Here is a 14,079-nt window from a genome sequence, read left to right as displayed (position 1 = left end):
TGTTTTAGATCAACGTTAGGTTCGGTATGTGGTTAACCACAATAGAGCTGAGCCCAATGCCATTTTTACACTGTAAATCATCGACATTGTTTATTCATCTAACGGGCATCAATAGCGTGATCGGGGTGATGCCTAGGGTGTGGGAGAGGCGCATGGATTTCGGTAAACGGCAGTTTTTGCAGCGGCTAGGCGTGTTGACGGCGGGGGCTTCGCTGATCCCCATGGCGGAAGCCGGGCTGACGTGGGCGCCGACGCGGCGCGAGGGGGATATTCGCCGCCGCTACGCGATGCTGATCGACCTGCGGCGCTGCGTCGGGTGCCAGGCCTGTACCGTGAGCTGCGCCATTGAAAACCAGACGCCGCACGGGGAGTTTCGCACCACGGTAAACCAGTACCAGGTCTGCCTCGAAGGCGAAGCGGTGGCGACCAACGTGCTGCTGCCCAGGCTGTGCAACCACTGCGACAACCCGCCCTGCGTGCCGGTATGCCCGGTGCAGGCCACCTTCCAGCGCGAGGATGGGATCGTGGTGGTCGACAACAAACGCTGCGTGGGGTGCGCCTATTGCGTGCAGGCCTGTCCGTACGATGCCCGCTTTATCAATCACGCCACCCAAACGGCGGACAAATGCACCTTCTGCGTGCACCGGCTGGAAGCGGGATTGCTGCCGGCGTGCGTGGAGTCGTGCGTGGGCGGGGCGCGGATCATCGGCGACATGCGCGATCCGCACAGCACGCTGAGCAAGCTGCTGCGGCGCCATGAGGCCGAGATCAAAGTCCTCAAGCCGGAGAATCAAACCGCGCCCCACGTCTTTTATCTGGGGCTGGATGACGCCTTCGTCACGCCGCTGCCGGGCCGGGCGCAGGTCGCCTTATGGGGGGAGGGACGATGAGCCGCCAACTGATGATCGCAGAAGTGCTGAGCCAGCCGCAGGCGGTGAGCTGGCTGCCGTGGGCCGTGCAATATTTCTTCTTTATCGGCATCGCCGCCTGCGCCGCGTTGCTGGCCTGCGTGTGGCGCTGGCGCGGTGGAGATAACGCCGCGCATCTGGAGCGCATGGCGCTGTTTATCGGGCTGACGTGCGCCATCACCGCGCCGCTGGCGTTAACCGCCGACCTGCATCAAACCGCCCGTTTCTGGCATTTCTACGCTTATCCGACGCCCTGGTCGTGGATGCCGTGGGGGGCGCTGTTCTTGCCGCTGTTTACCTTGTTGATCGGCCTGTGGTTTATCGCGGTCGAATTTACGCGGCTGACGGGCAGGCGGGTGGCGCTGCTGCGTGGGATAGCGCCCGCTTGTGCGCTGGTAGCTATCGGCCTGCTGTTGTACACCGGGCGTGAGGTTTCCGTCGTGCGCGCCCGCCCCATCTGGTTCAGCTACGGATTTCCGATCGTGATGTTCCTCAGCGCGCTGCAGGCGCTCTTGGCCCTGTTGCTGTTGGCGATGCGCAAACGGCCCGGCCTGCAAGCGCCGCTGGCGCGCGGGATGCTGCTAACGCTGTTGCTGCTCGGCGGGGCGATCCTGCTGTGGGTGTGCGGCGATACGCTATCCGGCGCGGCGGTACGCCACTGGCTGCAGACGCAGGCGACGGCACGTCAGTATGCCGCCGGGTGGATCGCGCTGTGGGCACTGGCGCTGGCGTGTGCCGCCTGGGCCGCCTATCGACGTTTGCCGCGCGGCGGCGCGCCGCTGCTGGTGGCCGGCGCGCTGGGGCTGAGCTGGCTGATGCGCTGGACGCTGTTGATCGAGGTGCAAACCATCCCGAAATACAACGCGTCTTATTCCCCCTATAGCCTGCCGCTGGGTACCGACGGCTTGCTGGCGATCGTCGGCACTTTCGGGCTGTGGCTGGCGTTAATGATCATGGTGCGTGAAGCACAGGCGTTTTTATTGCGGAGAAAACAACATGGCTAAACTCACCCGGCGTCAGTGGTTGAAAGTGGGCCTGGCCTTCGGCGGGTTGTCCGCTTTTGGCCTGAGCTATCGTGAGGTCGCCAAACGGGCGATCGACGGCTTGATTCACGGCACCTCAGGGCGGGTGACGTTGGATCGCATCAACGGCAACTCTCTGCTGCCCGAAGGGCGGGCAATGCCGGAATGGCAAGGCAATCCGCAGCAGGCCATCTCAATGACCCAGTGTTTCGGCTGCTGGACGCAATGCGGCGTGCGGGTTCGGGTGGACAGACAGACCGATCGGGTATTGCGCATTGCCGGCAACCCTTATCATCCGCTGTCTCAGGAACGGCACGTCGACTCGGCGTTGCCGTTGCAGGAGGCGTTGGCGCAGCTGGGCGGCGAAAGCGGCCTCGACGCCCGTTCCACCGCCTGCGCGCGCGGCGCCACGCTGCTGGAGGGGCTTTACAGCCCGCTGCGCGTGCTGGAGCCGATGAAGCGCGTCGGCAAGCGCGGCGAGGGCAAGTGGCAACGCATCAGCTTCGAACAGCTGATCGCTGAAGTGGTGGAGGGCGGCGATCTGTTCGGCGAGGGGCATGTGGACGGCCTGCGGGCGATCCGCGATCTGGAAACGCCGATCGACGCCCGGCGGCCGGGGCTGGGGCCGAAAGCCAACCAGCTGCTGGTGACCAACGCCGGTGACGACGGGCGCGACAGCTTCCTGCGGCGCTTCGCCCAGAACAGCTTCGGCAGCAAAAACTTCGGCGCACACGGCGCTTATTGTGGGCTGGCCTACCGTGCCGGCTCCGGTGCATTGATGAACGATCTGGACAAGAACCCGCATGTGAAACCGGACTGGGAACAGGTCGAATTCGCGCTGTTTATGGGCACCTCGCCGGCGCAGTCCGGCAACCCGTTCAAGCGCCAGGCCCGGCAGCTGGCCAGCGCCAGATTGCGCAGCGAGTTTCGCTATGCGGTGGTGGCGCCGGCGCTGCCGCTGACCACCACGCTGGCGGACGATCATGGCCATTGGATCCCGATATTGCCGGGCACGGACTCGGCGCTGGCGATGGCGATGATCCAGTGGATCCTCGACAACCGGCGTTATCAGGCCGGCTATCTCGCCATCCCGTCGGAGGTCGCCATGCAGCGTGCCGGCGAGAAGAGCTGGACCAACGCCACGCATCTGGTGATCGCCGAGAGCGAGCACCCGCTGGCGGGGCAGCATCTGACGCTTGCTCATCTGAACGGCGCCGAGTCGGCGTCGCCGCTGGTCGTCAACGGCGCGGGGGAGCTGGTGCCGGCCGAGGCGTGCGACCGTGCCGAGCTGTGGGTAACCCGCACGGTGACGCTGCACGACGGCGCGCAGGTGGCGGTGAAAAGTGGTTTCCAGTGTCTGAAAGAGGCCGCCGATAAACTGTCGCCGGAGGCGTACAGCCGGGAATGCGGCGTGCCGGTGGCGCGCATCGCGGCGCTGGCCGAGGCTTTTACCGCCCATGGGCGCAAGGCGGCGGTGATCGCCCATGGCGGGATGATGGCGGCAAACGGGTTTTACAATACCTGGTCGGTGATGATGCTCAATGTGTTGATCGGTAACCTTAGCCTGGAGGGTGGAGTGTTCGTCGGCGGCGGCAAATTCAACGGCTTTGCCGAGGGGCCGCGCTATAACCTGGTCGAGTTTCCCGGCCTGGTAAAACCGAAGGGGCTGAATATCGCGCGCAGCAAGGCCGCCTATGAAACCTCCGACGAATACCGCGAAAAAGTGGCGGCGGGCGTTTCACCCTGGCCGGCCAGGGCGCCCTGGTATCCGTTCGTCGCTGGGCAGTTGACCGAGCTGCTGACGTCTGCGCTGGCGGGGTATCCGTACGGGCTCAAAGCCTGGATCTCGAACATGACCAACCCCCTGTACGGTATTGCCGGGTTGCGCGGCGTGGCGGAGGAGCGGCTTAAAGATCCGGCGCGTTTACCGCTGTTTATCGCCATCGATGCATTTATCAACGAAACGACGGCGCTGGCCGACTATATCATCCCGGATACCCATAACTTTGAGAGCTGGGGATTCAGCGCTCCCTGGGGCGGCGTCGCCAGCAAGGCCACTACCGCGCGCTGGCCGATAGTGACGCCGGCGACCGCGAAAACGGCGCAAGGGCAGCCGATTTCCATGGAGGCGTTTTGCATCGCCGTCGCCAAACGCCTGGGGCTGCCGGGGTTTGGCGATCGCGCTATCGGCGACGGCCAGGGCGGGCTGCTGCCGCTCAACCGCGCCGAGGATTATTATCTGCGCGCCGCCGCCAACGTGGCGTTTGCCGGCAAGGCGCCGGTGCCGGCCGCGAGGGCGGAAGAGCTGGCGCTGTGCGGCGTCGATCGCTTGTTGCCGCAGCTTGCGCAGACGCTGCGCGCCGATGAAATCGACCGCGTGGCGTTTATCTACAGCCGCGGCGGCCGCTTCGCCGATCATGACAGCGGCCGCCGCGACGGCAGCGTGGGCAACCGTTGGGAGAAGCCGCTGCAGATCTGGAATGCGGAAGTGGCAAAGCACCGCCATGCGATCACCGGCGAGCGTTTCAGCGGCTGTCCCACCTGTTACCCGGCGCGTTTGTCGGACGGCCGCGCGGTGGAAGAGCTCTACCCTGAGCGACAGTGGCCGCTGCGGCTGATGTCCTTCAAATCCAATGTGATGAGCAGCTCCACCGCGGTGATCCGGCGCTTGCACGACGTGAAGCCGGTGAACCTGGTGGCCCTGAACCCGGCGGACGGGGTGCGTTTCGGCATTCAACACGGTGACTGGGTGAGCATCAGTACGCCGGGCGGCAGCCGGGAGGCGCAGATCAGTTTGCTGGCGGGGGTGATGCCCGGTGTGATCGCGGTGGAACACGGTTACGGCCACCGGGAGATGGGGGCCAGCCAGCACTACCTGGACGGCGAACCGCTGGCGATGGATGAGCGCATCGCCGCCGGCATCAACCTTAACGATTTGGGCTTTGCCGATCCGACGCGCGAAGTGCCGAACACCTGGCTGGATTGGGTAACCGGTGCGGCGGTGCGCCAGGGTATTCCTGCGGCGATCGTCAAACTTTCCGCGTAAACGGCAGACGAAAAAAAACCTGCTGTAACAGCAGGTTTTCTTGAACTTGGTCGGCATGAGAGGATTATGCGCATCTTCGATGCTTGCCCTGCGGGCCGTTGCTAAAGCAACGTGGTCTCACTGCGCTCGGCTCAAACCTCCTTCGGAGATTCTCATCCTCTCAGCGTGCAGACGAAAAAAAACCTGCTGTAACAGCAGGTTTTCTTAAATTTGGTCGGCATGAGAGGATTCGAACCTCCGACCCCCGACACCCCATGACGGTGCGCTACCAGGCTGCGCTACATGCCGACGCTATGAAAATTCATACTACCGATTCCCGATGTTAATGCAAGCGCCTCGCTACTTGATTGCTTTAGTTTTAAGCAGTTAGTTGGCGATAAAGCGTTTTACATCGGTCAGCACCTGCAACAGCAGAGCAAGCTGCGGTTTCTCGTCTTTTATTTCATCGCCGTTCTGATCGTAGACGCGATAGTTGCCGCTGTTGTCCAGCATCAGCGTCTGCGTCGGCGTGGTGATCACCAGCTGATTGCCATCGCCGGTGGCGATCCAGTTGTTGCGGCGCTGGGCGGTGAACAGATCTTCGCCCTGCGAATAGTCTTTCGGCGCGGTCTTCACGTGCAGCAACCGTTGCATCAGGGTGCGCATCACGTCGTTATGGCCGGTCAGCTTGCTGATGGTCTGGGCCGGGGTGCCCGGCCAGTGGATCACCAACGGTACCTGCAGCTGCGCCTGGTTGAAGCCGTTGCCGGCCCCCCATTGGCCTTTACCGCTGTCGTTGAATTCGACGCCGTGCTCGGCGGTGATCACCACCACGGTTTTGTCCAGCAGGCCGCGCTGTTTCAGGGTGTCCAGCACCTGGGCTATCTGGGCGTCCACGTCTTGCGCGCCGGTACGATAGCGCTGGATAAAGTCGGCCGGCGCCGGGGTTTTGGCACCTTCGGCCGGCTCGGCGCCGCTGAAGTTGATATAGGAGAACCACGGCTCTTTATCGCCCTGATCCGTCAGCCAGCGCTGCCATTGCTGCGTGGTTTGCGCGTCGCTTTGCGGCGCCGGCGTCGGCAGCGAGAAGTCGGTCAACAGGGCCTGACGGTACAGGCTGGCGTTGAAGCCGTCGGAGGAGAACAGCCCCAGCTGGTAGCCCTGATCGCTGAGCGCATTGATCAGCGCCGACGGTTTGCGCCCGGCGAGCACGCTGTCCAGATAGGTCGGGGAAATGCCGTAGAACAGGCCGAACAGCCCGGTATCGGCATGGTTGCCTGAACTGTAATGATCGCTGAAACGCACGTTTTCCTGGGCGAAGCGCGTCAGCGCCGGCATGTCTTGCGCCACGTCTTTGGCGCGAATGCCGTCTACCACGATCATCAGCAGGTTATAGCCGCTGCCTTTATCGCCGTAGCTGAGATCGCTGAGCGGATATTCCACCGCCACCGCTTCCGGATTGCCTTGTTGCACGAGGCGGCGCTCATACTCTTGCTGGTCGAGCAGGCCGTGTTTTTCGAGGAACTTGCGCGCGGTCATCGGGTACGAGAGCGGCAGGTTGGCTCGCTGCATGGTGATCGGGCGATAGAAGTTGGCGTCGGCCCAGATATAAATCAGGTGCGACGCGAAAAAGGCGCTGATAAACAGCGCCGCCAGCGGCTTGCCGAAACGGCGGCGATTCAGGCTGCGCAGCTTTTGCCAGCTCCAGGTGCCGAACAGCATCTCCACCAGGAAGATCACCGGCACGCAGATAAACATCAGCTGCCAGTCGCGCGAAAGCTCGCTTTGGTCCGGGTTGACCACCAGATCCCACACCACCGGATTGAGGTGCAGGTGGAAATGGGAGAACACTTCGCTGTCGACCAGCAACAGCGTGAGCCCGGCGGTGGCCAGCGCGGCGGAAATAAATCGCAGCAGCCGCTGCGACATCACCACGAAGGTGAGCGGGAAGATCACCAGCAAATAGCCGGCGAACACGATAAAGCTGAAATGCCCCAGCAGGCTGACCAGAGCATAGACGCGGCCCAGCAGGGAAGCGGGCCAGTCGGTGACAAACAGGTAGCGGCTACCCAGCCCAAGGGCGAGCAGAATGTTGAATAAGGCGAACCAGTGCCCCCAGCTGATCATCTGGGAGACTTTTTCACGATAACGCTGACGGTTTGTCACCATAAGTCAATATTAATGCGCTTTATCTTCACGGACAGAAGCCTGCAGGGCTTCCGCGAACGATCTCGCCAGGGTTTTCCGCTGCGCGGGGGCAACGCTGGTGTTGATCAAATTAGTGACCATGTTGCCCAGCACCATCAGGGAAAGATCGGTGGGGGTATGGTGTTTTTCCAGAACATTGACCAGCTCTGAGAGCAGTTGTTCAACGTGTTCGTCACTGTAACGGGATGATTGTGGCATAAAATTGCGCTTAGTAATCTGCAAAGTGCTCTATCTTACCGTATAGGACAGTGATTTTCCGCTCTTTTATCACTTCCTGTCATTCGGGAAATCGTTCGCCCGCGCCGGGGCGGCCCCTCGCTGCGCCTTTCCGGTTTGCCGCAGTTTTTTAGTATTGCAGGGCGGGGCCTTCAGTGTTTGAATACGCGCCTAAAGAACAGGAGGATTTACCATGAGTCTGGATATCGACCAGATCGCTCTGCATCAGTTGGTGAAACGCGACGAGCAAACGCTGGACGTGGTGCTGCGCGATTCCTTGCTTCCCGCCAACGCGGCGGTAGAAGAAATGATGGCGGAATTGCATCGCGTCTACAGCGCCAAGAGCAAGGCCTTAGGCCTGTTCAACGAAGGCAGCGAACTGGCGGAAGCGCTGCGCACCTGCCGCAAGGACGATAAAGACTTTCTGGCCTTCAGCCGCGCGGCGACCGGCCGCCTGCGCGACGAACTGGCGAAGTATCCGTTCGCCGAAGGTGGCGTGGTACTGTTCGGCCAATACCGCTATCTGGCGGTGGAGTACCTGCTGATCGCGGTGTTGAACAGCCGTAACAGCATGCGCGTCAACGAAGAGCTGGATATCAACACCACGCACTATCTGGACATCAACAACGCCGATATCGTTGCGCGCATCGATCTGACCGAGTGGGAAACCAACCCGGAATCGACCCGCTACCTGACCTTCCTGCGCGGGCGCGTGGGCCGCAAGGTCGCTGACTTCTTCATGGACTTCCTGGCGGCGTCCGAAGGGTTGGACACCAAGGCGCAAAACCGCGGGCTGCTGCAGGCGGTAGACGACTATTGTGCCGATGCGCAGCTGGACAAGAACGAGCGCCAGTCGGTGCGCCAGCAGGTGTATAGCTATTGCAACGAACAGCTGCAGGCGGGCGAAGAGATTGAACTGCAGGCGCTGTCGCAGGAGCTGTCGCCGGTCGGCGAGAAAGACTTCATGCAGTTCTCCAGCGAGCAAGGGTATGAGCTGGAAGAGAGCTTCCCGGCGGATCGCGGCACGCTGCGCCAGCTGACCAAATTTGCCGGCAGCGGCGGCGGCATCAGCCTGAACTTCGACGCCATGCTGCTGGGCGAGCGCATTTTCTGGGATGCGGCCACCGACACGCTGACCATCAAAGGCACGCCGCCGAACCTGCGCGATCAGCTGCAGCGCCGGACCGGCAGCGGCAAGTAAGCTTGCCGAATCGCAGACAATAAAAAACGCCGCAATTGCGGCGTTCTTTATTTCGGCGTCCCGAAAGGTTCGAAAACGTTGCGATTAAACGCGAACGAAGTCGATGTGAGCCAGTTTTGGCTTGAACGGGTGACGCTGTACAGCCTGAACCTTAACTTTGGTTTCTTTACCGTCGATAACCAGAGTTACTGCTTCGCTGTAGAATTCTGGTTTAGCTTCCATGTTCTTAACAGAATCATGGTCCAATTCGATGGAAACTGCAGCTTCTTTGCCACCGTAAACGATAGCTGGGAATTTGTTTGCTGCACGCAGGCGGCGGCTCGCACCTTTACCCTGGTCTTTACGTACTTCTACATTGATAGTGAACATTGTTTTTTCTCTTAAAAGAAAATTTACCCTGCTACAGGCGACCCAAGTAGCAAGTTCGGAAACCCGCTTTAACGCTGGGCAGGCCCAGGTAAAGCGCGCGGCATTTTAACGGAAAGCCGCCCGCAGGGCAACGAAAACCTGCCCAGGTTGGCGGCAGTTCGCTCAGGCCAATTGATTGGCGCGGCGGAAACGGCCTTGATAATCGAACACTTTCTCGCGCACCTGCCAAAACTGCCCGCGTTTGCGCGCCACCACGAAATCCGGATGGCGCAGCGCCTGCTGTTGCGCCAGCACGTCGGCGGCGGTGTGCCAGGCGAACGGCACGCCCGGCGCGCGCTGATGCGGGCGCAGGAACAGCATCTCGAACGCTTTGCGCTGCGCCGGCGTCTGCAGACGGAAGCGCTCGCTGGTGCTGGTGCCGTCCTCGTCGTAATAGGTGGCCTTCAGCCATTCGCCCTTGTCGTCGCGGCCGCTTTGCAGTTCCATGCCGCCGCAGCGCAGCACCAGCGCATCTTTCAGCTTCAGCGCCGCTTTCAGCATGTCGTCGGGATCGACCAGCACTTCCTGGCACTGATGGCAGCGGCGCGCGGCGATGTCGTTCTCCGCGCCGCAGTGCGGGCAGCTCTTGAATCGGAAGCGGTAATCGCACTGCTCGCGGTGGCCGTCGTCGTCCTCCAGCCAGCCCTGACAGCGGCGGCCGTAGTGCTCGATGATGTCGCCGTTTTCGGTGCACTTGCCCCAGAACAGGTTGGCGAAGCCGCAGGCCGGGCAGAACACCTGCACCGGTTGGCTGTCACCGTGCGGCTTGCTGACGCCGACCTCCGGCGTGAACAGGTCGTGCGGGTTGCCGGCGTAGTCGAGGATCAGGCAATCCTCCTTGCCGGGCGCCAGCCGCAGCCCGCGGCCGACGATCTGCTGATACAGGCTGACGGACTCGGTCGGGCGCAGGATCGCGATCAGATCGACGTGCGGCGCGTCGAAGCCGGTGGTCAATACCGCGACGTTGACCAGATAGCGCAGCCGCTGCTGTTTGAACGCCTCGATCAGCGCATCGCGCTCGGCGGGCGGCGTTTCGGCGCTGACCAGCGCGGCCTCGCCGGTTGGCAGCAGACTGTGGATCTCGCGGGCGTGCTCGACGGTGGCGGCGAAGATCATCACCCCTTTGCGGTCTTCGGCGTACTCAACAATCTGGCTGATGATATGCGGCGTGACGCGGTTTTGCCGCTTCAGCTCGCGGTTCAGATCCGCTTCGCTGAACAGGCCGTTGCTTCTGGCCTCCAGCCGGCTGAAATCGTACTGCACGATCGGCATGTCCAGCCGCTCAGGCGGCACCAGGAAGCCGTTCTTAATCATGTAGCGCAGCGGCAGCTCGTAGATGCAGTCGCGAAACAGGCTGGCGCCGTCGCCGCGGGTGAAGCCGTGGTAGTGATACTGGTAAATCCAGCCCTTGCCTAGGCGATAGGGCGTGGCGGTCAGCCCCAGCAGCCGCAGCTGCGGGTTGGTTTTCTGCAAATGCTGGATGATTTGCTGGTACTGGCTGTCGTCGTCGTCGCTGATGCGGTGGCATTCATCGACGATCAGCAGCGAAAAGGCGCCGTCGAACAGCGGCAGATTGCGCGCCACCGACTGCACGCTGCCGAACACCACCTTGCCGGCGCTCTCTTTCTGCTGCAGGCCGGCGGCGAAGATGTCCGCCTCCAGGCCGTAGGCGCAGTATTTGGCGTGGTTTTGCGCCACCAGTTCCTTGACGTGCGCCAACACCAGCACCCGCCCGCGGGCGCGCTTCGCCAGCTCGGCGATCACCAGGCTTTTGCCGGCGCCGGTCGGCAGCACGATCAGCGCCGGTTCGGGGTGCCGCCGGAAATGATTGATGGTGGCTTCGACCGCTTCAAGTTGGTAGGGGCGTAGGGTAAAGGCCATAATGAACGCCGTGGGTTGAGATGGGCCGTCGGGAAGCGGCTTTGTCACCGCTGCTCTCACAGAAACCGTGACATTCTACTCCCCGGACAGCCGAAAAATTTCTATTATTATGCCTTCTACGCGCGCGCGCTGCGAGGAGCGTGAAAATTACCTCTGTCGGGCAACGCGTTGTGCCGCTATACTCGTGTGACAGCAATCGCTGTTCCCCCACGCGATTCCCCCCCTGAACCTGCCATTTGCACCCGGTGCAACGGCGGGCGTCATATTTTGGCAATACGATCAATGCGATCATAACAACGACAGGCAAAGCAGATCCCATGCGATTGGACAAGTTTTTATCTCAGCAGTTAGGCATCAGCCGTGCGCTGGTTGCGCGCGAACTTCGGGCTAAACGCGTCACCGTGGATGGTGAGGTAGTGAAGAGCGGGGCGATCAAACTGACCCCGGAGCAAGAAGTGGCGTTCGACGGCAATCCGCTGCAGCAGCAGAACGGCCCGCGCTATTTCATGCTCAATAAACCGCAGGGCTACGTCTGCTCCACCGACGATCCCGATCATCCGACGGTGCTGTATTTTCTCGATGAACCAGTCGCGTACAAGCTGCACGCCGCCGGACGGCTGGATATCGACACCACCGGGCTGGTGTTGATGACCGACGATGGCCAGTGGTCGCACCGCGTCACGTCGCCGCGCCACCACTGCGAGAAAACCTATCTGGTGACGCTGGAGCACCCGTTGGCGGAAGACACCGCGCAGCGTTTCGCCGAAGGGGTGCAACTGCACAACGAGAAAGACCTGACGCGCCCGGCGACGCTGGAGCAGGTCGACGAGCGCGTAGTGCGCCTGACCCTCAGCGAAGGGCGCTACCACCAGGTGAAGCGGATGTTCGCTGCCGTCGGCAACCGGGTGATCGAGTTGCACCGTGAGCGCATCGGCGCCATCGTGCTGGATGACGATCTGGCGCCGGGCGAATACCGCCCACTGACCGAAGAAGAGATCGCCAGCGTGGGCGCGCCGCACCTGCAGGACTGAAAACCGATCATCGATTGCGGCCGATTAAGGAGTCGTGGAACGTGCAACAGAACCGAACCTCTCATCTCGGTTTGATTTTCATTTTGGGCCTGTTGTCCATGTTGATGCCGTTGGCCATCGACATGTACCTGCCCAGTATGCCGGTGATCGCCGCCCAGTTTGGCGTCGAGTCCGGCAGCGTGCAGATGACCCTCAGCGCCTATATGCTCGGCTTTGCCTTCGGGCAGCTGTTCTATGGGCCGATGTCGGACAGCCTCGGCCGCAAGCCGGTGATCCTGTGGGGAACGCTGATCTTCGCCATCGCCGGCTGCGCCTGCGCCATGGCGCAATCGATCGATCAGCTGATCGGGCTGCGTTTCCTGCACGGCCTGGCGGCGGCGGCCGCCAGCGTGGTGATCAATGCCCTGATGCGCGATATGTTCACCAAGGATGAGTTCTCGCGCATGATGTCGTTCGTCATTCTGGTGATGACCATCGCGCCGCTGCTGGCGCCGATGATCGGCGGTGCGCTGTTGCTGTGGTTCAGCTGGCACGCCATCTTTTGGACCATGGGCGCCGCGGCGCTGATCGGTTCACTGCTGGTGGCCCTGTTCATCAAGGAGACGCTGCCGAAAGAGCGCCGACAACGGTTCCACCTGCGCACCACGCTGGGCAACTTCGGTTCGCTGTTCCGCCATAAGCGGGTGCTCAGCTACATGCTCGCCAGCGCCTTCTCGTTTGCGGGCATGTTCTCGTTCCTCAGCGCCGGGCCGTTCGTCTACATCGAACTGAACCACGTTTCGCCGCAGCATTTCGGCTACTATTTTGCGCTGAACATCGTCTTCCTGTTCCTGACGACGCTGATCAACAGCCGCAACGTGCGGCGGTTCGGCGCGGTCAAGATGTTCAAGCTGGGGCTGTTGGTACAGTTGGCGATGGGGCTGTGGCTGGTGGCGGTGAGCGCCGTCGGCCTGGGCTTCTGGGCGCTGGTGATCGGCGTTGCGGTCTATCTGGGGTGCATCGCGATGATCTCCTCCAACGCCATGGCGGTGATCCTGGATGACTTCCCGCATATGGCGGGCACCGCGTCTTCGCTGGCCGGCACATTGCGCTTCAGCATCGGCGCGCTGGTGGGGGCGGTCCTGTCGATGGCGCCGGGTAAAAGCGCGTGGCCCATGGTTACCTCAATGGCGCTGTGCAGCATCGTGGCGGTGCTGTTTTATCTTTACGCCAGCCGGCCACGCGATCGCGCGGCCTGACGTTCTCCCAATGCGGGGCGTGTCGCCCCGCATCGTCATAGGGTTGCGCCCTGCCATTTCAGGGTGCAACTGGCAATTGAAATTTTGTTGCTAAATATACGCAAGCTAATCAATTGGCCATTTTCCCCTCTGTGTGTTTTTTGTTAAAAAATTCCGCCGCCGCACCACCCCATATTCCCCGGGAGGCGCGGCGTTCTGCCGGCTGAGCGCGGCGGGGGGTTTGTATTAGGATTGATGTAAATCAAGGCATTAGCAGGGAAGGCTGCGCTAACGTGGTGGGGAAAATGTTTCTTCATTGTAAAAATATGGCGACGGAAAAGTAGTCGCATTGCAAGAAAAAAGAGTTGAGATCGCTGCGGGAAAGGGTTACATATAACGCAAAAATGCGAGCTGAGTCGCAAAATGCCGTGAAATAACACCGCACGGCGCGCCAAAAAATGGCACGGCATCGGCAAGCACGGGGTCTGGTTAATGGCTAGCGGCAAAATTTACATTTAAATAACATTTGTGCGCGGCAGAGTCGGGAGTCAGCGGCTATAACTTAGTAACCCTGTCAGGTAAAAGTGTTTCACCTTTTCAATCTAGGGATTTCATGTGGAGAATATCCAACTTTCGGTAGTGCATCGCTTGCCGCAAAGTTATCGTTGGCTATCCGGTTTCACCGGCGTGAAGGTAGAACCGATTCCGTTTAACGGAATAGACGAAGATAACAACCTGATAGGGCTGAAGTTACTCAGCCATGAAGGGGCCGAGGCCTGGCAGGTAATGCAACAGCTCAATCTGTCGCTGCAGGAGATTCAGGTCGACTGCGCGATCGTCGAATGGGAAGGGGAGCCTTGCCTGTTCGTGCAGCGCAGCGACGAGAGCGCCACCATGTGCCGCCTGAAAAACGTCGGCGCCGCGATCGCCGAACCGCTCAGCGCGCAATACCCCTTCTAGAA

The 14,079-nt window shown here is 61.3% G+C and carries 11 protein-coding genes, 1 tRNA gene and 1 other RNA gene; 7 read left to right on the top strand and 6 right to left on the bottom strand.

The window, feature by feature from the left end; genetic code table 11:
* Positions 1–152: 152 nt before the first annotated feature.
* The 3 genes from ttrB to ttrA are packed head-to-tail and all read left to right on the top strand — an operon-like array spanning position 153 to position 4,976.
* Positions 153–890, top strand: coding sequence for a tetrathionate reductase subunit TtrB (ttrB, locus tag V8N38_RS17260; protein WP_147840087.1), 738 nt, complete (start codon positions 153–155; stop codon positions 888–890).
* Positions 887–1,912: a tetrathionate reductase subunit TtrC gene (ttrC, locus tag V8N38_RS17255; RefSeq protein ID WP_147840088.1), complete on the top strand. Its 1,026-nt coding sequence runs from the start codon at positions 887–889 to the stop codon at positions 1,910–1,912. The genes ttrB and ttrC overlap by 4 nt, the downstream gene beginning before the upstream one ends.
* A complete protein-coding gene (gene ttrA / locus V8N38_RS17250) occupies positions 1,905–4,976 on the top strand; it encodes a tetrathionate reductase subunit TtrA (RefSeq protein WP_147840089.1) in 3,072 nt (1,023 codons plus the stop codon). The genes ttrC and ttrA overlap by 8 nt, the downstream gene beginning before the upstream one ends.
* 47 nt (positions 4,977–5,023) lie before the next feature.
* Here the strand turns inward: ttrA and V8N38_RS17245 are convergent.
* The 4 genes from V8N38_RS17245 to V8N38_RS17230 all read right to left on the bottom strand — a co-directional run bounded on the left by V8N38_RS17245 (position 5,024) and on the right by V8N38_RS17230 (position 7,361).
* Positions 5,024–5,153, bottom strand: a non-coding RNA gene (locus tag V8N38_RS17245) — RtT sRNA.
* A 34-nt stretch (positions 5,154–5,187) separates the two neighbouring features.
* Positions 5,188–5,264: transfer RNA gene (locus V8N38_RS17240), tRNA-Pro, on the bottom strand.
* Positions 5,265–5,342: 78 nt separating this feature from the next.
* Positions 5,343–7,124 (bottom strand): LPS biosynthesis-modulating metalloenzyme YejM, encoded by a 1,782-nt coding sequence (yejM, locus tag V8N38_RS17235; protein ID WP_084827374.1) that lies wholly within the window; start codon positions 7,122–7,124, stop codon positions 5,343–5,345.
* A gap of 9 nt (positions 7,125–7,133) precedes the next feature.
* Positions 7,134–7,361 (bottom strand): YejL family protein, encoded by a 228-nt coding sequence (locus V8N38_RS17230; RefSeq protein ID WP_004935782.1) that lies wholly within the window; start codon positions 7,359–7,361, stop codon positions 7,134–7,136.
* Positions 7,362–7,572: 211 nt separating this feature from the next.
* On the opposite strand from V8N38_RS17230, the gene yejK reads away from it, so the two are divergent.
* Positions 7,573–8,580, top strand: a complete 1,008-nt coding sequence (gene yejK / locus V8N38_RS17225; protein WP_060420164.1) for a nucleoid-associated protein YejK — start codon at positions 7,573–7,575, stop codon at positions 8,578–8,580.
* A gap of 84 nt (positions 8,581–8,664) precedes the next feature.
* Here the strand turns inward: yejK and rplY are convergent, their stop codons facing one another.
* Positions 8,665–8,949: a 50S ribosomal protein L25 gene (rplY, locus tag V8N38_RS17220; protein ID WP_019453645.1), complete on the bottom strand. Its 285-nt coding sequence runs from the start codon at positions 8,947–8,949 to the stop codon at positions 8,665–8,667.
* Positions 8,950–9,111: 162 nt separating this feature from the next.
* Positions 9,112–10,869 (bottom strand): DEAD/DEAH box helicase, encoded by a 1,758-nt coding sequence (locus V8N38_RS17215; RefSeq protein ID WP_087763384.1) that lies wholly within the window; start codon positions 10,867–10,869, stop codon positions 9,112–9,114.
* A gap of 317 nt (positions 10,870–11,186) precedes the next feature.
* Here V8N38_RS17215 and rsuA point away from each other — a divergent pair, with 317 nt between their 5' ends.
* The 3 genes from rsuA (at position 11,187) to V8N38_RS17200 (ending at position 14,077) form a co-directional block, all read left to right on the top strand.
* Complete coding sequence (rsuA, locus tag V8N38_RS17210; RefSeq protein ID WP_060420171.1) at positions 11,187–11,900, top strand: 16S rRNA pseudouridine(516) synthase RsuA; 714 nt, start codon at positions 11,187–11,189, stop codon at positions 11,898–11,900.
* Between the two features lie 41 nt (positions 11,901–11,941).
* Positions 11,942–13,138, top strand: coding sequence for a Bcr/CflA family multidrug efflux MFS transporter (locus V8N38_RS17205; RefSeq protein ID WP_047730236.1), 1,197 nt, complete (start codon positions 11,942–11,944; stop codon positions 13,136–13,138).
* A 594-nt stretch (positions 13,139–13,732) separates the two neighbouring features.
* Complete coding sequence (locus V8N38_RS17200) at positions 13,733–14,077, top strand: YejG family protein (protein WP_047730237.1); 345 nt, start codon at positions 13,733–13,735, stop codon at positions 14,075–14,077.
* Positions 14,078–14,079: the final 2 nt, after the last annotated feature.

The sequence above is a fragment of the Serratia nevei genome, from assembly GCF_037948395.1.
Lineage (GTDB): Bacteria > Pseudomonadota > Gammaproteobacteria > Enterobacterales > Enterobacteriaceae > Serratia > Serratia nevei.
This window is presented reverse-complemented; position numbering and strand designations above follow the sequence as displayed.